The organism is Undibacterium sp., assembly GCF_030683615.1.
GTDB lineage: Bacteria > Pseudomonadota > Gammaproteobacteria > Burkholderiales > Burkholderiaceae_D > Undibacterium > Undibacterium umbellatum.
Map to the genome: position 1 here is coordinate 303,857 of NZ_JAUXQE010000005.1, position 22,246 is coordinate 326,102.

Annotated in this window: 26 protein-coding genes; 17 read left to right on the forward strand and 9 right to left on the reverse strand. The window is 50.1% G+C overall.

Features of this window, described 5'->3' with window-relative positions; genetic code table 11:
* The first annotated feature begins 30 nt into the window (after positions 1-30).
* Positions 31-993, forward strand: coding sequence for a homoserine kinase (locus Q8K39_RS02660; protein ID WP_186952150.1), 963 nt, complete (start codon positions 31-33; stop codon positions 991-993).
* Positions 993-1,772, forward strand: coding sequence for a BPSS1780 family membrane protein (locus Q8K39_RS02665; protein ID WP_305258225.1), 780 nt, complete (start codon positions 993-995; stop codon positions 1,770-1,772). The genes Q8K39_RS02660 and Q8K39_RS02665 overlap by 1 nt, the downstream gene beginning before the upstream one ends.
* On the opposite strand, the gene Q8K39_RS02670 is transcribed toward Q8K39_RS02665, so the two are convergent.
* A complete protein-coding gene (locus tag Q8K39_RS02670) occupies positions 1,757-2,212 on the reverse strand; it encodes an OsmC family protein (protein WP_305258175.1) in 456 nt (151 codons plus the stop codon). The genes Q8K39_RS02665 and Q8K39_RS02670 overlap by 16 nt on opposite strands.
* 432 nt (positions 2,213-2,644) lie before the next feature.
* On the opposite strand from Q8K39_RS02670, the gene rplM reads away from it, so the two are divergent.
* The 9 genes from rplM (at position 2,645) to glcF (ending at position 10,830) form a co-directional block, all read left to right on the forward strand.
* Complete coding sequence (rplM, locus tag Q8K39_RS02675; protein ID WP_110255178.1) at positions 2,645-3,073, forward strand: 50S ribosomal protein L13; 429 nt, start codon at positions 2,645-2,647, stop codon at positions 3,071-3,073.
* Positions 3,074-3,082: 9 nt separating this feature from the next.
* On the forward strand, positions 3,083-3,475 hold the full coding sequence (gene rpsI, locus Q8K39_RS02680) for a 30S ribosomal protein S9 (protein ID WP_110255177.1): 393 nt from the start codon (positions 3,083-3,085) through the stop codon (positions 3,473-3,475).
* Positions 3,476-3,623: 148 nt separating this feature from the next.
* Positions 3,624-4,661 (forward strand): N-acetyl-gamma-glutamyl-phosphate reductase, encoded by a 1,038-nt coding sequence (argC, locus tag Q8K39_RS02685; protein WP_305258176.1) that lies wholly within the window; start codon positions 3,624-3,626, stop codon positions 4,659-4,661.
* A gap of 8 nt (positions 4,662-4,669) precedes the next feature.
* Positions 4,670-5,395, forward strand: a complete 726-nt coding sequence (locus Q8K39_RS02690) for a DUF6776 family protein (RefSeq protein WP_305258177.1) — start codon at positions 4,670-4,672, stop codon at positions 5,393-5,395.
* A gap of 101 nt (positions 5,396-5,496) precedes the next feature.
* Positions 5,497-5,886 carry a polymer-forming cytoskeletal protein gene (locus Q8K39_RS02695; RefSeq protein WP_305258178.1) on the forward strand — a complete coding sequence of 130 codons (390 nt, stop codon included), beginning with the start codon at positions 5,497-5,499 and terminating at the stop codon, positions 5,884-5,886.
* Positions 5,887-5,934: 48 nt separating this feature from the next.
* Entirely contained in the window at positions 5,935-6,285 is a 351-nt protein-coding gene (gene erpA / locus Q8K39_RS02700) for an iron-sulfur cluster insertion protein ErpA (protein ID WP_110255173.1), read from the forward strand.
* A gap of 714 nt (positions 6,286-6,999) precedes the next feature.
* Entirely contained in the window at positions 7,000-8,478 is a 1,479-nt protein-coding gene (locus tag Q8K39_RS02705) for an FAD-linked oxidase C-terminal domain-containing protein (RefSeq protein WP_305258179.1), read from the forward strand.
* A 31-nt stretch (positions 8,479-8,509) separates the two neighbouring features.
* Positions 8,510-9,574, forward strand: coding sequence for a glycolate oxidase subunit GlcE (gene glcE, locus Q8K39_RS02710; RefSeq protein ID WP_305258180.1), 1,065 nt, complete (start codon positions 8,510-8,512; stop codon positions 9,572-9,574).
* Positions 9,575-9,579: 5 nt separating this feature from the next.
* Positions 9,580-10,830, forward strand: coding sequence for a glycolate oxidase subunit GlcF (glcF, locus tag Q8K39_RS02715; RefSeq protein WP_305258181.1), 1,251 nt, complete (start codon positions 9,580-9,582; stop codon positions 10,828-10,830).
* Positions 10,831-10,872: 42 nt separating this feature from the next.
* Here the strand turns inward: glcF and Q8K39_RS02720 are convergent, their stop codons facing one another.
* The 3 genes from Q8K39_RS02720 to Q8K39_RS02730 are packed head-to-tail and all read right to left on the reverse strand — an operon-like array spanning position 10,873 to position 13,552.
* On the reverse strand, positions 10,873-11,355 hold the full coding sequence (locus tag Q8K39_RS02720; RefSeq protein ID WP_305258182.1) for a glutathione peroxidase: 483 nt from the start codon (positions 11,353-11,355) through the stop codon (positions 10,873-10,875).
* The gene (locus Q8K39_RS02725; RefSeq protein WP_305258183.1) at positions 11,352-12,488 is read right to left on the reverse strand and encodes a PilT/PilU family type 4a pilus ATPase; all 1,137 of its coding nucleotides are present in this window, start codon (positions 12,486-12,488) and stop codon (positions 11,352-11,354) included. The genes Q8K39_RS02720 and Q8K39_RS02725 overlap by 4 nt, the downstream gene beginning before the upstream one ends.
* A gap of 20 nt (positions 12,489-12,508) precedes the next feature.
* Positions 12,509-13,552 carry a type IV pilus twitching motility protein PilT gene (locus Q8K39_RS02730; protein WP_186952161.1) on the reverse strand — a complete coding sequence of 348 codons (1,044 nt, stop codon included), beginning with the start codon at positions 13,550-13,552 and terminating at the stop codon, positions 12,509-12,511.
* A gap of 136 nt (positions 13,553-13,688) precedes the next feature.
* Between Q8K39_RS02730 and Q8K39_RS02735 the strand changes: the two genes are divergently transcribed.
* Both Q8K39_RS02735 and proC read left to right on the forward strand, forming a co-directional pair.
* Complete coding sequence (locus Q8K39_RS02735; protein WP_305258184.1) at positions 13,689-14,393, forward strand: YggS family pyridoxal phosphate-dependent enzyme; 705 nt, start codon at positions 13,689-13,691, stop codon at positions 14,391-14,393.
* Entirely contained in the window at positions 14,383-15,213 is an 831-nt protein-coding gene (gene proC, locus Q8K39_RS02740; RefSeq protein ID WP_186952163.1) for a pyrroline-5-carboxylate reductase, read from the forward strand. Before Q8K39_RS02735 ends, proC begins: the two co-directional genes overlap by 11 nt.
* Positions 15,214-15,302: 89 nt before the next feature.
* On the opposite strand, the gene Q8K39_RS02745 is transcribed toward proC, so the two are convergent.
* The 4 genes from Q8K39_RS02745 to ubiA form a co-directional block, all read right to left on the reverse strand.
* The gene (locus Q8K39_RS02745; RefSeq protein WP_305258185.1) at positions 15,303-15,632 is read right to left on the reverse strand and encodes a YqjK family protein; all 330 of its coding nucleotides are present in this window, start codon (positions 15,630-15,632) and stop codon (positions 15,303-15,305) included.
* A gap of 3 nt (positions 15,633-15,635) precedes the next feature.
* A complete protein-coding gene (locus tag Q8K39_RS02750) occupies positions 15,636-16,022 on the reverse strand; it encodes a phage holin family protein (protein WP_305258186.1) in 387 nt (128 codons plus the stop codon).
* A 3-nt stretch (positions 16,023-16,025) separates the two neighbouring features.
* The gene (locus Q8K39_RS02755; RefSeq protein ID WP_186952166.1) at positions 16,026-16,337 is read right to left on the reverse strand and encodes a YqjD family protein; all 312 of its coding nucleotides are present in this window, start codon (positions 16,335-16,337) and stop codon (positions 16,026-16,028) included.
* Positions 16,338-16,444: 107 nt separating this feature from the next.
* Entirely contained in the window at positions 16,445-17,311 is an 867-nt protein-coding gene (ubiA, locus tag Q8K39_RS02760) for a 4-hydroxybenzoate octaprenyltransferase (protein WP_305258187.1), read from the reverse strand.
* Between the two features lie 186 nt (positions 17,312-17,497).
* Between ubiA and ugpB the strand changes: the two genes are divergently transcribed.
* From ugpB to Q8K39_RS02780, 4 genes are all read left to right on the forward strand, one after another.
* Positions 17,498-18,811, forward strand: a complete 1,314-nt coding sequence (gene ugpB / locus Q8K39_RS02765; protein ID WP_186952168.1) for a sn-glycerol-3-phosphate ABC transporter substrate-binding protein UgpB — start codon at positions 17,498-17,500, stop codon at positions 18,809-18,811.
* A gap of 166 nt (positions 18,812-18,977) precedes the next feature.
* A complete protein-coding gene (gene ugpA, locus Q8K39_RS02770; protein ID WP_305258188.1) occupies positions 18,978-19,859 on the forward strand; it encodes a sn-glycerol-3-phosphate ABC transporter permease UgpA in 882 nt (293 codons plus the stop codon).
* A 2-nt stretch (positions 19,860-19,861) separates the two neighbouring features.
* Complete coding sequence (gene ugpE, locus Q8K39_RS02775) at positions 19,862-20,713, forward strand: sn-glycerol-3-phosphate ABC transporter permease UgpE (RefSeq protein WP_305258189.1); 852 nt, start codon at positions 19,862-19,864, stop codon at positions 20,711-20,713.
* Between the two features lie 29 nt (positions 20,714-20,742).
* Positions 20,743-21,819: a sn-glycerol-3-phosphate import ATP-binding protein UgpC gene (locus Q8K39_RS02780; protein ID WP_305258190.1), complete on the forward strand. Its 1,077-nt coding sequence runs from the start codon at positions 20,743-20,745 to the stop codon at positions 21,817-21,819.
* A gap of 23 nt (positions 21,820-21,842) precedes the next feature.
* On the opposite strand, the gene Q8K39_RS02785 is transcribed toward Q8K39_RS02780, so the two are convergent.
* A complete protein-coding gene (locus tag Q8K39_RS02785; protein WP_186952172.1) occupies positions 21,843-22,079 on the reverse strand; it encodes a hypothetical protein in 237 nt (78 codons plus the stop codon).
* Between the last annotated feature and the right edge of the window lie 167 nt (positions 22,080-22,246).

Below are 22,246 nucleotides of genomic sequence, written 5' to 3' on the forward strand. Positions count from 1 at the left end.
TATTCACTATAGCTCTTATCTTTAATTGACATGGCAGTTTTTACACCGGTAAGTCTGGAAGACCTTGGCCCCTGGATGCAGCAATTCCCTTTGGGTAAAGCCCTGGATATTAAGGGCATCGCTTCAGGCATAGAAAATAGCAACTTTTTCATCAATACCGAAGCAGGCGAGTTCGTATTGACGATTTTTGAAAATCTGAGTTTCGAGCAATTGCCGTTTTACCTGAAACTCATGCGTCACCTGGCTGATCGCGGGGTACTGGTGCCAGCGCCTATCGCCAATGATCAGGGTGAGTTAGTAGTTGCTTTGCATGGCAAGCCTGCCGCTATTGTCAGCAAGCTGGAAGGTAGTTCACAGATGACGCCACAGCCGGTACATTGTGCTGCCGTAGGCAGCATGCTGGCGCGCATGCATCTAGCGGCGCAAGATTTCAATATCGCACAACCAAACTTGCGCTCGCTTGATTGGTGGCATGCCACCACGCCCAAGGTTTTACCTTTTCTTTCGGATGAATTGCAGCACCTGCTGCGTGCAGAAGTGCATTTCCAGGATGCTTTTGACAGTACGCCAATTTACCGCGCCTTGCCAACCGGGCCCGTCCATGCAGACCTGTTCCGCAATAATGTCATGTTTGACGGTGAGCGCCTGACAGGCTTCTTTGATTTTTATTTTGCTGGTTGTGATACATGGATTTTTGATGTGGCAGTGACTGTCAATGACTGGTGTATTGATGTGGCTACTGGTGTGCTCGATGAAGAGCGCGTGCTAGCCATGCTGAATGCCTATCATGCCGTGCGCCCCTTCACTAAAGAAGAATGTATTGCCTGGCAACCAATGTTGCGTGCTGCGGCACTGCGTTTCTGGCTGTCGCGTTTGTATGACTTTTATCAGCCCAGGGATGCTGAAATGCTGACGCCGCATGACCCTGCCCATTTTGAGCGCATCCTGCGCTTGCGCGAATCAGGCCAGGTACCAGCCCTGCCTGCAGTATGATGAAAGTAATTAACGCACAGTCCGGCTGGACATGGGTAAAGCAGGGCTTTGTTTTGTTTCGCAAGCGTCCTATGGAATTACTCAGCCTGTTTTTTTTGTGGATGATGTTGACGCAGTTACTGAGGTTCATTCCAGTAGCCGGCCAATTTCTTACCTTGTTTTTGTTTCCGGTATTCTCAGTGGGATTTATGCAAGCCTGCCGGTATCTTGAAAATGAGCAAAAAATAACACCGGGATTACTGTTCACTGGCTTTCAGTCCCCGCATGCGGCTGCCTTGCTGGGTTCTGGCCTGCTTCGCATAGCAGCACTCTTTTTTACCTATTGGTTCTCGAACTTGATCAATGACGAGGCGCTGTCGGAGTTCATGAAGGCAGCGGCGAAGACCGGACCTATGGACGCAGGCAGTCTGGAGAAGGCTTTGCCAGTCAAGGCGATCTTGTTGACTGTACTGATCTATATTCCATTTGCCATGGCGTTCTGGTACAGCGTCCCGTTAATAGCCTGGCAGCGCATGACTTTGATTAAATCCATGTTTTACAGTTTTTTTGCGGTACTTCATTCTTGGAAGGCATTTCTTGTTTATTTCCTTGCCTGGTATGGTCTTTCAATATTAGTTAGCCCGTTGGCGATAATTTTTCTGGGATTTGACATCAACATTGGTGTGATGTTGTTAACAGTCATGTCATTTATTATTTTCGTTATCGTTTATTGTTCTTCTTATCCGACTTACACAGATGTTTTTGGTAAGCCGGATGAAGACAATCAAGCAGCGGTCTGATGCTCTGAAGCCAGTTCAAGATCTTCAATAATCTCAAAGCTATGCGTCATCTCCGCAGTCTTTGCCAGCATGATGGATGCAGAGCAGTATTTTTCATGTGACAGCTTGATGGCGCGCTCTACCAAATTTGGCTTTAATTGACGGCCACGTACGACAAAGTGGAAATTGATTTTCGTGAATACCTTAGGCTCAATTTCTGCGCGTTCTGCCGTCAGCTTGACATCGCAGCCACGGATATCCTGTTTGCCCTTGCGCAAAATCAGCACTACGTCATATGCTGAGCAACCTCCTGTACCCAGTAGCACCATTTCCATAGGGCGCGGTGCCAGGTTGCGGCCACCACCATCGGGTGCGCCATCCATTAAAACGGCATGACCAGAACCCGTCTCTGCCAGAAAAGACATGCCAGATGAGCCCGTCCAACGTACTGTAGCTTCCATACTTCCACCCTCTCGTTATCAAAGAAAATACCATCTATAAATTGTAGCCTATTGCGCAGAATCGTAAAATTTTGCGCAACAAACTGTAAATTACCTTGCACTGCACAATTTCTTATCCTATTATTGACCCATCGGTTAGTTAATAGTAAGTCTGTTAACTAACCCTGCAATTGTCTCCTCCACCTACTCCTTTTGGTGGATTCAACCCGAAGCCAGTCTTCGGGTTTTTTTTGCCTGTATTGCCACTTGCTTCCAACAAAGTCTGCACAAAAATTAAACAGTTCTTGCACTAAGTCTTTGAAAATACTATAATTTCCGACTCCCTGATCGCCCAAGGGAGAAGTGATAAGGACGAGTCTGCTGAAATTAATGGCAGAACCACCAAAAACACAGAATATTTGAGGGCGTTTTTAACTTTTATTAGGATTCAACATGAAAACCTTTTCCGCTAAGGGCCATGAGGTTCAGCGCGACTGGTTCGTGATTGACGCGACAGATAAAGTACTCGGACGTGTTGCCAGCGAAGTGGCACTCCGTTTACGCGGCAAACATAAACCAGAATTTACACCACACGTAGACACAGGCGATTTTATCGTTGTTGTTAACGCAGGCAAACTGCGCGTGACTGGTACTAAAGCCCTGAACAAAACATACTACCGTCACACTGGTTATCCAGGCGGTATCTATGAAACAAATTTCCAGAAAATGCAAGAGCGTTTTCCAGGTCGTGCACTCGAGAAAGCTGTCAAAGGCATGTTGCCTAAAGGCCCACTCGGCTATGCAATGATCAAGAAGCTGAAAGTATATGCAGATGCAACACATCCGCATGCAGCTCAGCAACCACAAGTACTCGACATCTAAGGATTAGCCATGATCGGTAATTACAACTACGGAACTGGCCGTCGCAAGAGCGCAGTTGCTCGCGTATTCCTGAAATCCGGCAGCGGCAAGATCGTTGTCAACGGCAAACCAGCAAACGAGTATTTCTCTCGTGAAACTGGCCTGATGGTCATCCGTCAACCTCTGGAACTGACTAATAATCTCGAAACATTCGACATTATGGTTAACGTTCACGGCGGCGGCGAATCCGGCCAATCTGGTGCTGTTCGCCACGGTATCACTCGTGCTCTGATCGACTACGATGCAGCTTTGAAACCAGAATTGTCAAAAGCAGGCTTCGTTACTCGTGATGCTCGCGAAGTTGAACGTAAAAAAGTTGGTCTGCGCAAAGCACGTCGCGCAAAACAATTCTCCAAGCGTTAATTTTTTATCGCTGGAAGCAATTGCTACAAAGAAGCCGCCTGTATGGGCGGCTTTTTTGCTTTGGAGCATGTAACGAGTTTTTTCAGTCTCTACGGCATGGACTCTTATGCTGCTAGAATAGCGTCAAAATTTCTTGCAAGGAAAGCATATGATTAAAATTGGCATTGTAGGTGGCACGGGTTATACCGGGGTAGAATTACTGCGCATATTGGCCACTCATCCGAAGGCGCACATCACGGCGATCACTTCCCGCAAGGAAGATGGCTTGCTGGTTTCTGAAATGTATCCTTCCTTGCGCGGGCGCGTGGACATCGCTTTTTCTGCGCCTGACAAAGCCAACCTCAAAGAATGCGACGTCGTCTTCTTTGCCACCCCACATGGCGTCGCCATGGCGCAGGCACCAGAATTGCTGGCCGCTGGCGTCAAGGTCATCGACCTGGCAGCAGATTTCCGCATGAAGAACGTGGCTGAATTTGAAAAATGGTATGGCATCCCGCATACCTGTACCGAGGTGCTGGAAGAAGCCGTGTATGGCTTGCCAGAACTGAACCGTGACGCCATCAAGACTGCCAGAGTGGTTGGCAATCCAGGCTGCTATCCAACCACCATGCAGCTGGGGTTTTCCCCTCTGCTGAAGGCTGGCATTATTGATGCTGGCAACCTGATCGCTGACTGCAAATCTGGTGTCTCCGGTGCTGGCCGCAAGGCTGAGCTGGGTCTGTTGTTCTCGGAAACCAGTGACACCTTCAAAGCCTATGGCGTGTCCGGCCACAGGCATACCCCTGAGACCATAGAGCAATTGCAGCGCATCAGCAAAGACCAGATCGGCCTGCTGTTTACACCGCATCTGGTGCCGATGATACGCGGCATGCATTCCACCCTGTATGCCCGCCTGAACACAGAAATCAGCAACGAAGACTTGCAAGCCCTGTTTGAAAACGCCTACAAGGATGAAATCTTTGTCGATGTATTGCCATTTGGCTCACATCCGGAGACCCGTTCTACCCGCGCCTCGAATACGTTGCGCCTGGCTTTGCACAGGCCAAATAATGGCAATACTGTCGTTATACTGGTAGTGCAGGACAATCTGGTGAAAGGTGCATCTGGTCAGGCTGTGCAGTGTATGAACCTGATGTTTGGCCTGGAAGAAAGCACCGGGCTGATGCACGTACCGGTCATGCCATAAGCGTGGTCATGGCAAAGTCACGTCTGACTCCCAAGCGCTTTCTTGCGCCAAAAATGACGATTACCCATGAGCAGCCTTGGACATTCAAGGTTGCCATGGCTGGCGTCGTCATAGCGATCGCTGCCGGTATTGCCTGGTGGACTTATGATCTTGGCAAGAGTTTTGCCTCTGGTTCCAAGGTCAGCGCCGATGAAGTTGAAGAATTGAAAGAAAAAATAACGGAGCTGACTGCTGAGCGTGACAAGTTATCGCTGACGGCCAATACCATAGAAAGCACGGTCAATATCGACAAGTCCACGCAAAAGCAATTGACTGACCAGGTCAAGGCCTTGACGACAGAAAATCTCAAGCTCAAGGATGATCTGGCATTTTTTGAAAGCCTGACACCCTCGGCGGTAGGAGCCGAAGGAATTTCCCTGCAAAATTTCAAGGTGGAAATGCTCGGCCCAGGTCAATTGCGCTATAGGGCGCTGGTTATGCAAGGCGGAAAGAATGGCCGGGATTTCACTGGGGAAATGCAATTCAGCCTGAACTTGGTACAAGTTGGTAAACCTGCTACGATGCTGTTTCCCGATCCTAAGTCGGGCGATGCCGGAAAGCTAAAATTGTCATTCCGTCATTATCAAAGGCTGGAAGGTACGATTACCTTGCCAGAGGGTGCTACGGTTAAAGGTGTGCAGGCCAAAGTGTTATCCAATGGTCAGATCCGTGCTCAACAAATGGTCAATTTATAAGCGGTCAATTTAAAACCACGCAAAGAAACTGCTGCAATTGCTAAAAATAGCATTTCTCATACGCTGCGGGTTCTGGCGCATTTCCTCAAAAGGGAGCAAGAATGTTTAATCGAAAAACCAAGAACACCATAGATAGCCTCATCGGTGCAACCACCGTCATACAAGGCGATTTGCACTTCAAAGGCGGTTTGCGTATTGATGGTCATATTCGTGGCAATGTCGTCGCTGAGCTTGAAGCATCCAGCATGCTGATAATTTCTGAGCAGGCAAAAATTGATGGTGAAGTCCGCGCCGCCCATATCGTGGTGAATGGCGTCATCCATGGACCGGTATTTTCGTCAGAATTGCTTGAATTACAGCCAAAAGCACAAATATTCGGAGATGTGCACTACAAAACACTGGAAATGCTGAGTGGTGCCGTGGTTTCTGGCAAGCTTAGCCATGACCTGGCACAAGAACCTGTATTGAAACTCGCGGCGAACAATGCATAGATTTCTGTGCGGGTCTATAATGATGGTAAATAGTCTGAAGGAGTAATTATGAACGCTGTTGCCGAAATGCCCGCACCCATTGTTTTCACTGAAAGCGCCGCTGCCAAGGTAGCCCAGCTGATTGAAGAAGAGGGTAATCCTGACCTGAAACTGCGCGTCTTCGTACAAGGCGGTGGTTGCTCAGGTTTCCAGTATGGTTTCACATTTGATGAGATCACCAATGAAGATGATACGACCATGACCAAGAATGGCGTCCATTTGCTGATCGATTCCATGAGCTACCAGTACCTGGTTGGCGCAGAAATCGATTACAAGGATGACCTCGAAGGCGCACAGTTCGTGATCAAGAACCCGAATGCAACAACCACCTGTGGTTGCGGTTCTTCATTCTCAGCTTAATTGCCAAGATAATCTTTGTTGATTTCCTGGAAAAGGACGCTTCGGCGTCCTTTTGTTTTTTGCATGCTTATTTTCTAAAATCATTGTAGCGATGACAGCATATGCTGGCGAAGGCGATTTGAGCAAGTCAGAATGCCGCCAGTACATTGCCATGCTCAACGCGATTGTTGACAGTAACGCTCAGTCGTAGAAAACGCATTGAGGACTAGATCAATCTGGGGCTTGCAGGAAGACAGCCGCGCCACCTCACTTTCATGAAGCTGGCAGCATTGAAGGGTAATAACGACATTATCCTGGCATTGCTTAAAGCTGGCCAGTATAGAGTCCACGAATGGTGACGGGCAAACATCTTTATTCTCTGCAGTGATGTCAATTAAGCTGAAAACAGTCCAACTTTTTATCAGCAAAAAAAGCTGACGTGACTGCGACTGCACCTAACGGTGATAAGCCTTTGTCATGGGCTAAGGTAGTAGCCAAGCCAAACAAGAAAATGATAGATGCCCTGGTCAAAGCCGGCGCTAGGTAATTTAATCTTCTGTGTCGACAAAGCTGAAAATTTCCCGCTCTGTAATTCTCTTCTATGCTCTCCTTGGCAAGCTGTTGCATACAGCACTTCTACAAGGAACAATGAAAAGTATTTGCCGCATTTTCTAATAACAATTCATCACAAGACAGGGAAAGCTGATTACACTCCTTGAATCAACAGGAGCCAGCATGGAAGCATCCCTCGCCATATCTTCACGCCAGCAAGATCTTGTGCGCGCACTGCGTCAGCAATTGCCTGCGCATTGCATTTTGTATGATGAAGAAGATACCCGTCCTTATGAATGTGACGGCCTGGCTGCCTACCGCCAGTTACCCATGGTGGTGACACTGCCAGAGAATGAAAGCCAGGTCATCAGCATCATCAATATCTGCCGTGACAAGCAGATCGCCATCGTGCCGCGTGGTGCTGGCACTGGTTTGTCTGGCGGGGCCATGCCGATTGCTGATGGCCTGGTGTTGTCAACCGCCAAACTCAATAAGATCTTCAAGGTCGATGCCTATGCCCGCACTGCGGTGGTACAGCCAGGTGTGCGTAATCTCGCCATCTCTGAAGCTGTAGCAGCTCACGGCTTGTATTACGCGCCCGACCCGTCTTCGCAAATCGCCTGCACCATAGGCGGCAATGTGGCAGAAAATTCTGGTGGTGTGCATTGCCTCAAATATGGCCTTACGGTACACAATGTCATGGCCGTGCGCGCCATTACCATGGAAGGCGAAGTCATAGAGCTGGGTGGCGGAGCGCTGGATGCGCCTGGTCTGGATTTGCTGGCAGTGTTCATAGGCTCGGAAGGCATGCTCGGAGTCGTCACTGAAGTGACCGTCAAACTCATTCCCAAGCCGCAAGCTGCACGTGTGATCATGGCTTCGTTTGATGACGTCGTCAAAGGTGGCAATGCTGTGGCCAGCGTGATCGCCGCAGGTATCATCCCGGCCGGGCTGGAGATGATGGACAAGACCTCTTCGCGCATGGTCGAACCCTTTGTGCAGGCAGGGTATGACACCGATGCCGAGGCCATTCTGCTCTGCGAATCAGACGGTACCATAGAAGAAGTCGAAGAAGAAATTGCCCGCATGAGTGCCGTGCTGGAGCAGGCAGGCGCGACTGCGCTGGCAGTTTCCAATACAGAGGCAGAACGCCTGCGTTTCTGGTCTGGCCGCAAGAATGCTTTTCCCGCTGCTGGCCGAATTTCACCCGATTATTACTGCATGGATGGCACCATCCCGCGCAAACATCTGGCGCAAGTCCTGATCGGTATCGCAGCCATGGAAGAAAAATATGGCCTGCGTTGCGCCAACGTCTTTCATGCTGGCGATGGCAATCTTCACCCGCTGATTTTATTTGATGCGAATAAAGAAGGGGAATTTCACAGGGCCGAGGAATTTGGTGCCGAGATACTGGAGTTATGTGTCAAGGTCGGTGGCACGATCACCGGTGAGCATGGCGTGGGCATAGAAAAAATCAATTCCATGTGCGTACAGTTTTCCAGTGAAGAGATTACTGCCTTCCTCGCCTTGAAACGGGCTTTCGATCCTGCAGCCTTGCTTAATCCAGACAAAGCCATACCTACTCTGCATCGCTGCGCCGAATACGGCCGCATGCATGTAAAAAAAGGTGTGTTGAAATTCCCTGATTTGCCGCGTTTTTAAAGACAGAGGCTAGACTTAATTGGACGATGGCATGCAAACGACGCTAGACAATTTTCGTGAACGCATATTGGCAGCAAGCGCCAGCGGTATCGCATTGCAGATACAGGGCGGTGGCAGCAAGCACTGGTATGGGCAGGAAGTGCAGGGTGAGGTACTGGATACCCGCGCTTATAGCGGCATCCTGGCATATGACCCGACTGAGCTGGTGCTGACTGCCCGCAGCGGCACACCGCTGGCAGAAATAGAAACTGCCCTGGCGGCACAGAACCAGATGCTGGCATTTGAGCCGCCGCATTTTGGCGCTACCACCACCATAGGCGGTGTCGTGGCTGCAGGCTTGTCTGGCCCCCGGCGGCCAGCCGTAGGTGCTGCGCGTGATTTTGTACTGGGTGTCAGCCTCATGAATGGGCAAGGGCAGGTGCTGGAATTTGGTGGTCAGGTCATGAAGAATGTCGCAGGCTATGATGTCTCGCGTCTGCTGACAGGTTCCATGGGCTGCCTGGGTTTGCTGCTGGATATTTCCATCAAGGTCTTGCCACGTCCCTTTGCAGAAACCACCTTGGTGTTTGCCCTGTCAGAGGCAGACGCATTGACGCGTTTGAATCAGTGGGCAGGCCAGGCTTTACCTATCTCGGCCAGTTGCTGGCATGTAGGCCGTCTGATGCTGCGCCTCTCAGGTGCAGAAGCCGCAGTGCGTGCCGCCAAGGCCAGACTGGGTGGTGAAGAAATGCAGGATGCTACAGCTTTCTGGATAGCCTTGCGCGAACAGACCCAGGATTTTTTTCAGCAGGAAGAAGAGCATGGTTTATGGCGCTTATCGCTGCCATCCACCAGCGCCGCCTTGAAGCTGACTGGCAAATCCATGATCGAATGGGGCGGGGCGCAGCGCTGGCTCTACAGCACAGAAAAACCCGAGCTGATACGTCTGACTGCGCTGGCTGCCGGTGGTCACGCCAGCCTGTTCCGTGGTGGTGACAAGAGCATAGGCGTGTTCGCCCCCCTGTCTGCACCACTGGAAAAAATACACAGACGCCTGAAGAATACTTTTGATCCCGCCGGTATATTTAACCCCGGTCGCATGTACAAAGGCTGGTAAAGACAATGCAAACCAATCTCGCTGATTTCATCAAAGACACACGCGAAGGCAAAGAGGCTGAAGATATCTTGCGCAAGTGTGTACATTGCGGATTTTGTACAGCCACTTGCCCGACCTATCAATTACTTGGTGATGAACTCGATGGCCCGCGTGGCCGTATCTACCTCATCAAGCAGGTATTGGAAGGCAAGCCTGCTACAGTCAAAACCCAGCAACATCTGGACCGCTGCCTGACGTGCCGTAATTGCGAAACCACATGTCCGTCCGGTGTGCAATATGGCCGCCTGGTGGATATAGGCCGCCAGGTGGTGGAAAAACAGGTAGGTCGCCCGCTGTTCCAAAAACTGAATCGTGCTGCTCTCAAAGCCGTGCTGCCACGTAAATGGATCTTCAATCCAGCGATGAAGCTGGGTCAAAGCCTGCGCGCAGTCTTGCCCAAGTCATTACAAAATAAAGTGCCGGTAGCACAAGATGCAGGCTTGTGGCCGCAAACTGAACATGCCCGAAAGATGCTCTTGCTGGATGGCTGCGTACAGCCCGCCATGTCACCGAATATCAATGCTGCCACCGCCAGGGTGCTTGATGCCATGGGCGTGCAATTGCAAATTGCCCCCAAGGCTGGTTGTTGTGGAGCCATACGCTATCACTTGAATGAGCATGAAGATGGCCTCAATGACATGCGCATGAATATTGATGCCTGGTGGCCGTATGTGGAAGCTGGTGCAGAAGCCATCGTCATGACCGCGTCTGGCTGCGGTGCCACGGTAAAAGAATATGGGCATTTGCTGGCGCATGATGAAGCCTATGCTGCAAAGGCTGCAAAAATCTCGGCACTGACACGCGACCTCAGTGAAATTTTGCCTGAGTTCCAGCCTCAACTGGTGCAGTGCCTGCAAGGTAAAATCAACAAGCGTATTGCCTGGCATCCACCTTGTACCTTGCAGCATGGCCAGCAAATACGCGGCAAGGTCGAAGGCCTGTTGACGGCCATAGGCGTTGACGTGAAGCTGTGCGCCGACAGTCACTTATGTTGCGGCTCAGCCGGTACATATTCTGTCTTGCAACCCAAGCTTTCCTATCAGTTGCGCGATAACAAATTACGTAATCTGGCGGCGACCGATGCCGAGATGATTTTGTCTGCGAATATAGGTTGCCTGACGCATTTGCAATCAGGGACTGATACGCCAGTGATACATTGGGTAGAATTAATTGATCAAATGATGCAAGTTCAGGAAGCGGAGATTGAGCCTGGATAATTGGGAGCACAAAAAAAGAGCAATCAATGATTGCTCTTTTGTTTATTCGGCCAGCAGCTTTTCTATATCATCCAGCAAGTCCTTGGGCGCTGTTTGTGGTGCATAGCGCTTGAAGACCGTGCCATCTTTCTTCACTAGGAATTTGGTGAAATTCCATTTGATGGATTGACTCCCTAATAAGCCAGGAGCCTGGCTTTTCAGGTGCTGGAACAAGGGGTGAGCCTTGTCGCCATTCACATCTATTTTGTCGAAAAGGGGGAAGGTCACACCATAATTCTTTTCGCAGAAAGAGCCGATCTCTCCAGCAGAACCAGGTTCCTGATGACCAAACTGGTTGCAGGGGAAGCCAAGCACCTCTACACCCTTGTCCCTGAACTGCTGGTAAATTGCTTCCAGGCCTTTGTACTGTGGCGTGAAACCGCAATTGCTGGCGGTATTCACGATCAGCAATACCTTGCCTGCATATTGCTTGAGATCGACAGGCTCTCCCTGCAGATTATTGGCCTGAAAAGCGAGCGCACTCATACGATACCCAGATGTTTGGTGCCAGCAGTCAGGTCCCTGTCTTTGGCATCTTTGCCTTTGAGCATGATGGCCAGGCGCAGTTCATTGACCGAGTCAGCATTACGCAAGGCATCTTCATAAGTGATCTCGTCAGCTTCATGTAAATCAAACAGCGATTGATCAAAGGTCTGCATACCCAGTTCACGAGATTTTTTCATGATCTCTTTGATCTCATGTACTGCACCTTTAAAGATCAGGTCAGAAACCAACGGGGTATTGAGCATGATTTCCACTGCGGCTGCACGACCCTTGCGGCCTTTCAATGGCACCAGGCGCTGGGAGATAACGGCTTTCAAGTTCAGCGACAAATCCATCAGTAACTGGGCACGGCGTTCCTCAGGGAAGAAGTTGATGATACGGTCGAGTGCCTGGTTGGAGCTATTGGCATGCAAAGTAGCCAGGCAAAGATGGCCGGTTTCTGCAAAGGCGACGGCAAAGTCCATGGTTTCGCGGTCGCGTATCTCACCAATCTGGATAACGTCCGGTGCCTGGCGCAGGGAGTTTTTCAGGGCTGCACCCCAGTCTTCGGTATCAATCCCGATTTCACGCTGGGTAATGATGCAATTCATATGTGGATGCACATATTCTATCGGGTCCTCGATAGTAATGATGTGGCCGTAACTATTCGCATTTCTATAACCTAACATGGCCGCCAGCGAAGTGGATTTACCCGAGCCGGTAGCACCCACCATGATGACCAGGCCGCGCTTGGTCATGGCGATTTCTTTGAGGTTTTCTGGTAACCCCAGGTCTTCTAGCTTGGGAATAGCCGTGGTAATCGTCCGCAATACCAAACCTACGCGGCCTTGTTGCATGAAGGCTGAGACGCGGAAACGTCCCAGGCCCGCAGGGCTGATTGCGAAATTACATTCTTTGGTCGATTCAAACTCTGAGGATTGCTTGTCGTTCATGATAGAACGGGCAAGATCAATAGTGTGAGCAGGGGACAATGGTTGATTGGAGACTGGTGTTACCCGTCCGTCTATCTTGAAGGCCGGCGGGAAGTCTGCCGTAATAAACAAGTCTGAACCGTTTTTGCTGAGCATAAGCCTCAGCAAATCATTCATAAATTTGGTGGCCTGATCGCGTTCCATGTTTTTGTCCTTTTGATCTCTTAGCCTGGGAAATTGTCTGGCTGTTTGGCTGCGCCACGTGCAGTTGCCACCGAGATGACATTGCGGCGTACCAGGTCAGTCAGATTTTGATCCAGGGTCTGCATGCCAATATTGCTACCAGTTTGTATCGACGAATACATCTGTGCAATCTTGGCTTCACGAATAAGATTACGTATCGCTGGCGTACCCAGCATGATTTCATGTGCCGCCACACGGCCAGAGCCATCCTTGGTTTTCAGCAGGGTTTGCGAGATAACTGCTTGCAGGGATTCCGACAACATCGAACGCACCATCTCTTTTTCTTCAGCGGGGAAAACGTCGACAATACGGTCGATGGTTTTGGCAGCGGAAGAGGTATGCAGTGTGCCGAATACCAAGTGACCGGTTTCTGCAGCTGTCAGTGCCAGGCGTATGGTTTCCAGATCACGCAACTCACCGACCAGGATGGCATCAGGATCTTCACGCAGAGCTGAGCGCAGAGCGTTATTGAAAGACATGGTGTGCGGGCCGACTTCACGTTGGTTGATCAGGCATTTTTTGGATTCATGCACAAATTCTATCGGGTCTTCGACCGTCAGGATATGACCATATTCGTGTTCGTTGAGATGGTTCACCATGGCAGCCAGGGTTGTTGATTTGCCAGAACCGGTAGGTCCGGTCACCAGTACCAGGCCACGTGGCTTCAATGCCAGCTCAGCGAAAATCTTGGGCGTGTTCAACTGTTCCAGCGACAAAATCTTGGATGGAATGGTACGCATAACGGCAGCGGCACCACGTTCCTGGTTGAACGCATTCACACGGAAGCGGGCCAGGCCAGGGATGGAGAAAGAGAAATCGCACTCCAGCGTGTCTTCATAGGCTTTGCGCTGTGAGTCATTCATGATGTCATAGATCAACTCATGGACATCTTTATGTTCCAATGGTGGCAAATTAATACGTCTGACGTCACCATGTACCCGTATCATGGGCGGCAAGCCGGAAGATAAGTGTAAGTCGGAGGCATTGTTCTTGACGGAGAACGCCAGCAGTTCTGAAATGTCCATTTATAATTCCGGTAATGAGATCGTTGTTGATCTGGTTGGGTAATTGATTAATAGCGTGATAAAAGCCATATTAAGCTGCGGAGGGTAGTTTTGCCAGCAGTTCACAACGAAATAGATAGATTTTTGGTTACTGATTATGTCCTCAATTTCTGACAACTTGCAAGCCGTAACTGCGGATATCCGTGCTGCTGCGCTTGCCAACGGGCGCGATCCGCAACAACTGCGCTTGCTGGCCGTATCCAAAACCTTTCCGGCTGATGCGGTCATCGAAGCTGCAGAGGCGGGTCAGCACTGTTTTGGTGAAAATTATCTGCAAGAAGCTTTGGAGAAGATGCAGGAAGTACAGGCAAAAAAGCCGCAACTTCAGCTCGAATGGCATTTTATAGGCCCTATACAAAGTAATAAGACCCGCCCCATCGCCGAGCATTTTGCCTGGGTACATTCAGTCGACAGGGAAAAAATCGCCCAGCGCTTGTCCGAGCAAAGGCCTGCAGAGATGCCAGCACTGAATATTTGTCTGCAAGTTAATGTTAGTGGCGAGGCAAGCAAGAGTGGCGTTTTACCTGAAGAAGCTTTGGTGCTGGCAAAAAAAATTGCAGTATTGCCGGGTCTGCAACTGCGTGGCTTGATGGCCGTACCGGAAGCCAGCCATGATGAGCAGGTGCAAAGAAAGGCATTCAGACAATTGAAGCAGTTGAGCGATGCCATACAGGCTGCAGGAATAACGCTGGATACACTGTCCATGGGCATGAGTGCGGACATGCATGCGGCAATCGCCGAAGGAAGTACCATGCTCAGGATAGGAACAGCTATTTTTGGAAACCGGAACTATGCAAAATAAGAAAAAAGTCGCCTTCATAGGCGGTGGCAATATGGCAAATGCACTGATAGGCGGCTTGCTAAAAAACCTTACCACTGCTGAACATATCCACGTCATAGACTTGAGCCAGGCGTCGCTAGACAAGCTGGTCAGCGACTATGGTGTGACAACAGCGCTGACAATCGATGCCAGGCTGGCCGAGATGGATGCGATTATCCTGGCCGTCAAGCCTCAGCAATTGCGTGAAGTTGTGCAGGGGCTGGGTCCTTACGTGGATGCGCAATTACTGATCTCCATCGCTGCTGGGATACGTGCTACTGATTTGGCGCGATGGCTTGGGGGCTATGAAAAAATTGTGCGTACCATGCCCAATACACCGGCATTGATAGGCCAGGGCATGACCGGCCTGTTTGCCCTGGACGCTGTCAGTGCAGAGCAAAAACAAATGGCTGAACATATCATGCAGGCGGTGGGTGCAACCATCTGGCTGGAAGATGAAAGTTTACTGGACGCGGTGACTGCGGTATCGGGGAGCGGCCCGGCTTATGTGTTTTATTTCATTGAAGCGATGCAGCAGGCTGCCATCGAACTGGGTTTGAGTCCGGAACAGGGTTTGCAATTGGCGATGACGACGTTTACCGGTGCAGCGCAACTGGCATCACAGGCCACGGAACCAGTCGGTGTGCTGCGTGAACGCGTTACCTCCAAGGGTGGCACTACTTATGCAGCGTTAAGCAGCATGGAAAACGCTGGGGTCAAACTGGCCATTGTGAATGCCATCAAGGCCGCCGCTCACAGGGGTAAAGAGCTGGGTGACGAGTTTGGCAAAGAGAGTCTGTGATTAGGCAAGCTATTGTTTGAATCAGCTCTGGCAGCGGCGATTGCTACATCAGGAGCAATCGCCTGAACTACTTGCCTGGCAGTTGACTGTCAGTTACTGGTATCGATCGCATCTGCGCGCATGCGTTGCACTATCGTCGCTACGCTGCGCCAGGTTTCCCAGCCCAGCAATGCAGACTTTGCAAAAGAAAATATCCTTCTGGGTTTTAGCACCAAAATTGCTGCGATGGCTATACCTCCTAGCAATGGGCGTTGACGTGCTATTTGCCCGGCTTTGCCAAGCAAACCTGCAGCGACATCGGCCATGCCCATGGATTGTTTGAAGTCCTTACAATGTATTGTCATCAGGCTGCGTTCTGCCTGTATCTTCAATAATAATGCCTGGCGTCTCAATGCCAGTCTTTCCTGATGATTGCCCATGCTTTACACCTGTCCTTTTTCACTGGCGTCATTGCCACGCAGGCTGGCAGCGTCTTTTTTCAATTCAGCCAAACTGTGTGACAGGAAACCAGGCTTGCGGCGGAATTTGCTCCGTAGCCAGGTGAATATGCCAAATGAGAGCAGCGCAAACAGCGCCAGCAAACTGAGCAGGACCGTATAGCGGTAGGTGTCCCAAAAAGCGGCAACCACAGTCAGTACCGCCAGCATGACAGCAATGCCGGCAAAAAAAAGCGCTGTCAATGACCAAAGCAAACCAGAAGAAAAGTGCGCCAACTCTTCTTCCAGTTCGACGGCAGCCAGTTCCAGCCGGGTGTGGACAAGATTGCCAAATGTCGTGACAACTTGTCTCAGCGAGTCGCTGATGGCCATTACTTATCTGCTACGGCCAATGAGCAAGCCCACCAGCAAGCCTACACCAGCAGCAATACCTGCAGACTGCCATGGGTTTTCCTTGACATACACATCAGTCGCTTTGGCAGCTTCCTTGGTACGGGTAACCACTAGGTCTTCTATACGTTCTACTTCTGCCTTGGCATTTCTCAAGGTTTTTTCAAATCGGGCTTTGGCAGATTGGAAACCTTCGCTGCCATGCTGTTCGGTATTCTTCAATAGTTCTTCAGCATCACGGATGACAAGATGCAAGTCATTCATCAATTGTTCTCTATGTTCGTCTACTGTACTCATGATTCGTCCTTTCTGGTTGGTAAGTGAACTTCAGTCTATTCAAAAAGAGCCTGAGGAGTTTGCGTCAGCGCAAGAAAAATGCATTGGATAAGTTGCAAGTTATTGACTTACTTTACTGCATAGTCAATAGCAATGCCAGCAAAGATTGCGGCACCCAGCCAATTGTTATTGATGAAAGCTGCAAAACAGGCCATGCGTTCACGTTCGCGTATCAGGGTGTAGTGGTAGAGCGCGAAAATTATTGCGACACCCATACCAACAAAAAACCATGTGCTCAGCCCCAATTGCCAGCCTACCAGCGATATCAACGCGAAACTGATGGCGTAACACAGCATAACAGCGAACACATCATAGCTGCCAAAGGTAATGGCAGAAGTCTTGATGCCTATCTTTAAATCATCATCCCTGTCCACCATGGCATACTCAGTATCATAGGCAACGGCCCAGAAAACATTTGCCAGCAACAGTATCCAGGCCGCCAAAGGTACAGTATTTTGCACTGCGGCAAAAGCCATGGGGATGCCAAAACCAAAGGCTATGCCCAGATAAGCCTGGGGAATGGCAAAGAACCGCTTGAAATAAGGATAGCTACCAGCAACCACTACTGCGCCCACTGAAAGCATCTTGGTCAAACTGTTCAGGGGCAGGATCAGGCAAAAAGAAATCAGCGCCAGCACAACGGCAACACCCACAGCTTCTTTGCCGGATATCTTGCCGCTGGTCAGCGGCCGGTCTGCCGTGCGTTTTACGTGGCGGTCAAAATCGCGGTCAGCATAATCATTAATCGCACATCCGGCTGATCGCATCAGAGCCGTACCCAGGCTAAAAATCACTACCAGTTGCCAGTCTGGCTGGCCATTCGAAGCTATCCACAGGGCTGCCAAAGTTGGCCAGAGCAGTAAAAGTATGCCTATGGGCTTGTGTAGTCTGACCAGTTTGATGTACCAGCCCAGGCGAGTCAGCAAGAAATTCATGATTAAGCTTTGTTGTTGCGCATGGCAGAATTATAAGTGTTATCTATACAGAGGGTAGTTTCGAGTGATATCTTAGCGATTTGCTACATTCAGAGCTTGCCTGAAAGCCTGAAACCATCAGGTCATCTGCTCGGCGTGATGTTGCAATAAATTCATATAATTATGACGAGTTTTCCGGGGCTATCTATGAAATTGCATACCAAACTGGCTTGGGCCAGTGCCGCTGTATTGATGAGCTTTGCCGGCTCTGCCCATGCAGTGACAGAAATAAACTGGTGGCATTCGATGACAGGCGCACTGGGCGACCGTGTGACCGCGCTGGCTGATCAGTTCAATAAAAGCCAGAATGAATACAAGGTCACTGCTGTCTATAAAGGCAGTTATGACGAAGCCCTGGCGGCGGGTATCGCGGCCTTCCGTGCCGGTAATGCGCCGCATATCTTGCAGGTGTTTGAGGTTGGCACGGCGACCATGATGTATGCCAAGGGGGCGGTAAAGCCGGTATCTGAAGTCATGAAAGTCGCAGGTGAGAAATTCGATGCATCCGGTTATGTGGCCGCAGTAGCAGGTTATTACACTTCACCCAAGGGTGAAATGCTGTCCTTCCCTTTCAATAGTTCAACTACCGTGTTTTACTATAACAAGGATATGTTCACCAAAGCCGGGATGGATCCCAATAAGGCACCGACAACCTGGCAGGAAGTGGTTGCTGCGGCTGGTCGATTGAAAGCCAGTGGCGAAAAGTGTGCTTACACCACAGGCTGGCAAACTTGGGTGCATCTGGAAAGTTTTTCAGCCTGGCACAACGTGGAATTTGCTTCCAAAGGCAATGGTTTTGGCGGCCTCGACGCACGCCTGACATTCAACAGTCCGCTGCATGTACGTCATATAGAAAATCTGGAAAACTGGGCCAAGCAAGGTTATTTCACTTATGCAGGTCGCAAGAATGAGCCGGAAGCCAAGTTCTATTCTGGCGAATGTGGCATGCTGACTTCATCCAGTTCTGCCTACGGTAATATTTCCAAGAATGCCAAGTTCAAATTTGCCGTCGCACCGCTTCCTTACTATTCAGACGTCAAAGGTGCACCGCAAAACACCATCATCGGTGGTGCTTCACTGTGGAGCATGAATGGCAAAAAGACAGAGGAATACAAGGGTGTCGCCAGGTTCTACAAGTTTCTCTCACAGCCAGAGGTGCAGGCCAAATGGCATCAGGAAACTGGCTACCTACCCATCACCAATGCCGCCTACGAGATGACCAAGAAGTCTGGTTTCTATGAAAAAACACCTGGCCCTGGCGTTGCCGTGCAACAGATGATTGTCAAGACCACAGACAAATCCCGTGGCATTCGCCTGGGCAGTTTTGTCCAGATACGCACCATCATGGATGAGGAACTGGAATCAGTCTGGAGTGGTAAAAAATCAGCCAAGGCCGCGCTGGATAATGCTGTTTTGCGGGGCAATGAATTGCTGGATCGTTTCGAAAAAGCGAATAAGTAAGGTCAAGATCAAGACCTCTCAACACAGAGGTGCACAGAGAAGGTCAAAAGCTTAATGCTGAGGCTTACTTCTCTTGGACTTACACAGATTTTCTCTTGAATTTCTCTGTGTCTCGGTGCCTCTGTGGTGAGCCTTTCGGTCTGTCCCTAACTCAATAGAGGTTTTTTTGGAAAAGCGTGCGCGGTTTCGTTCGGCCTGGTTGCCTTATCTGTTGCTCTTGCCGCAGTTATTGGTAACGGTGCTGTTTTTTTTCTGGCCTGCGGTGCAGGCCTTGTATCAATCCGTCTTGTTGCAGGATGCCTTTGGCATGTCCACGCAGTTTGTCTGGTTTGATAATTTCAAGATGTTGTTTGCCGATGAGACTTATCTGGCAGCATTCAAGACCACCGCGCTGTTTTCCAGTCTGGTGGCTGTTCTGGGCCTGAGCCTGTCTTTGCTGCTGGCTGTTTTTGCTGACAGGGTAGTCAGGGGCAGTTCCATCTACAAGACTATGCTGATCTGGCCGTATGCGGTGTCACCTGTGGTAGTAGGTGTGCTGTGGATGTTCTTGCTCAATCCAACTCTGGGTATTGTTGCCCATGGCCTGCGCCATTTTGGTATTGAGTGGAATAATCTCTTGAATGGCCGTCACGCGATGATACTCATTGTATTGGCGGCGATCTGGAAACAGATCAGCTATAACTTTCTATTCTTCCTGGCGGGTTTGCAATCCATACCCAAGTCGCTGATAGAGGCAGCTGCCATAGATGGTGCCGGGCCGTGGAGGCGCTTTTTCACCATCGTTTTCCCATTGCTGACACCAACAACTTTCTTCTTGCTGGTCGTGAACATCGTCTACGCTTTTTTTGATACCTTTGCAATTGTTGAGGCGACCACCCAGGGCGGTCCTGGCAAGGATACCGAGATTCTGGTATTCAAAGTTTTCAATGATGGTTTCAAGGGCGGTGATCTTGGCAGTGCTGCCGCGCAGTCCGTGATACTGATGACGATAGTGATTGCATTGACTGTGCTGCAGTTCAAATACATAGAAAAGAAAGTGCAGTATTGAGCATGATAGAACGCCGACCTTTTCTGGGTATGTTCAGCCACTTTATCCTGATACTTGGAGTCAGCCTGGTGGCTTTTCCCATCTATGTTGCCTTTGTTGCCGCCAGCCAGACGGCTGAACAGTCTGCCCTGGCACCTATGTCCCTGATACCGGGCGACCAGCTCTGGATCAATCTGCAGGCAGTGCTGGGGACCGGTACATCAGGCAATGTCGCCAGCAGCCCGGTGGGGCGCATGATGTGGGTCAGCCTGGTATCTGCGCTGATGATCGCCGTCGGCAAGATTTCGATTTCCATGTTGTCTGCTTTTGCGCTCGTTTACTTCCGCTTTCCTGGCCGTACGCTGTTTTTCTGGATGATTTTTGTCACCCTGATGCTGCCTGTTGAAGTGCGTATCAGTCCGACTTATAAGGTGGTGTCTGACTTGTCCATGCTCAATAGCTATGCCGGGTTGACTGTACCGTTGATCGCCTCGGCAACGGCGACATTCTTGTTCAGGCAGTTTTTTTTAACCGTGCCCGATGAGCTGGCGGAAGCAGCACGCATCGATGGTGCTGGTCCCTTGCGCTTCTTTAAAGATATTCTGTGGCCGCTTTCACGTACCAATGTGATTGCCCTGTTCGTCATCATGTTCATTTATGGCTGGAATCAGTATCTGTGGCCCTTGCTGGTGTCGACAGAACAGAATATGTACCCGATAGGTGTGGGTATCAAACGCATGATTGCGGGCGGAGATGCTGCAGTCGAATGGAATATGGTGATGGCGACCCTGTTACTGGCGATGTTGCCACCTGGGTTGGTGGTAGTCATCATGCAGAAGTGGTTTGTTAAAGGTCTCGTTGACTCAGAAAAATAAATTAAAGAAACACGTTATACAAATACCTTATGGCACAACTACACTTTAAAAACGTTACCAAGACTTACGGCAAGGGCGATAAGGCAGTTGCTGTCATCCATGGCATTTCCATGGATATCAACCATGGAGAATTCATCGTCATGGTTGGTCCTTCTGGCTGTGGCAAATCGACACTCTTGCGCATGGTGGCGGGGCTGGAAGAAATTACTTCTGGCGATATCGTCATTGGTGACAGGGTCGTCAATGAGCTGGAACCCAAGGACAGGGATATTGCCATGGTGTTCCAGAACTATGCCCTCTACCCACATATGAGCGTGTATCAGAACATGGCTTATGGTTTGAAGATACGCGGTTTTTCCAAAGCCGATATAGAAACCAGGGTACAAAAAGCCGCGCAGATACTGGAACTGGGTGCTTTGCTGGACAGGACTCCGCGCCAATTGTCTGGCGGTCAGCGCCAGCGGGTTGCCATGGGGCGTGCGATTGTCAGGGAACCTGCAGTATTTTTATTCGATGAACCGCTGTCGAATCTGGATGCCAAATTGCGGGTGCAAATGCGTCTGGAAATCCAGCGCCTGCACAAGGCTCTAGGCACCACCAGCCTGTATGTCACCCATGACCAGGTCGAGGCCATGACTCTGGGCCAGCGCATGATCGTCATGAATGGTGGTGTCGCTGAACAGATAGGTACACCGGCAGAAGTGTATGCAACACCAGCCACTACTTTCGTCGCCAGCTTTATCGGTTCTCCACCCATGAATCTCTTGCGTGGCAAGCTCACAGAAAATGGCCGGCAAATGCAGATAGGTAAGGCTCTGGTGTCATTGCCGCTGGCGCAAAGCCAAGCAGAGTGCGTCGCCAATCGTGAACTGATACTGGGCGTGCGTCCAGAACATTTGTTCATAGGCATGCCAGGCTTGCCACTTGAAGTACAACTGGTAGAGTCGCTGGGGGCAGATTTGCTGGTCCATGGTCTATGCGGTGGTGAACCCATGGTTATACGCACACCTGCAGGCACGGCGGTGCAAGCAGGTCAACGCACATCGGTTGGCTTTGCGCCGGATGTCGTGCACTGGTTTGATCCAGTGACTACCAAACGCATCTGACGTAGTCAGGGTTGCTGAGTGACTCAGACTATCAGCGCAGCTTTGCGCTGCGGCTTTTGCTGTTGAAAAAATTCAGAGCGCGCACTGGCGCGACTGGGTGGTCCACTCAATCCATTCGCCTTCTCAAATGCTGGGACAGCTTTGCCTGTCTGCTGGCCACAAATGTAACCGAGACCAAACACGACAATAGTCAGGAGTAGCGCTGTGACATATCTGCGTATCGTGTCACTGCTATCACCCATATCGCTTCTTGTTTTCATTCCTGTTCCCTCTAGACTGAATCACCGCGGCTGAAATCGCCATTAACTTGGTCACAATCAGCGTATTTCAATTCTGAGATTTCCCGCTATTGAACTTCACACCGTATTTGCAGGTCGAAGTGTCGCAATAATTAAAAAAACGTACCAGAAAATTGCTGAAAGAATTG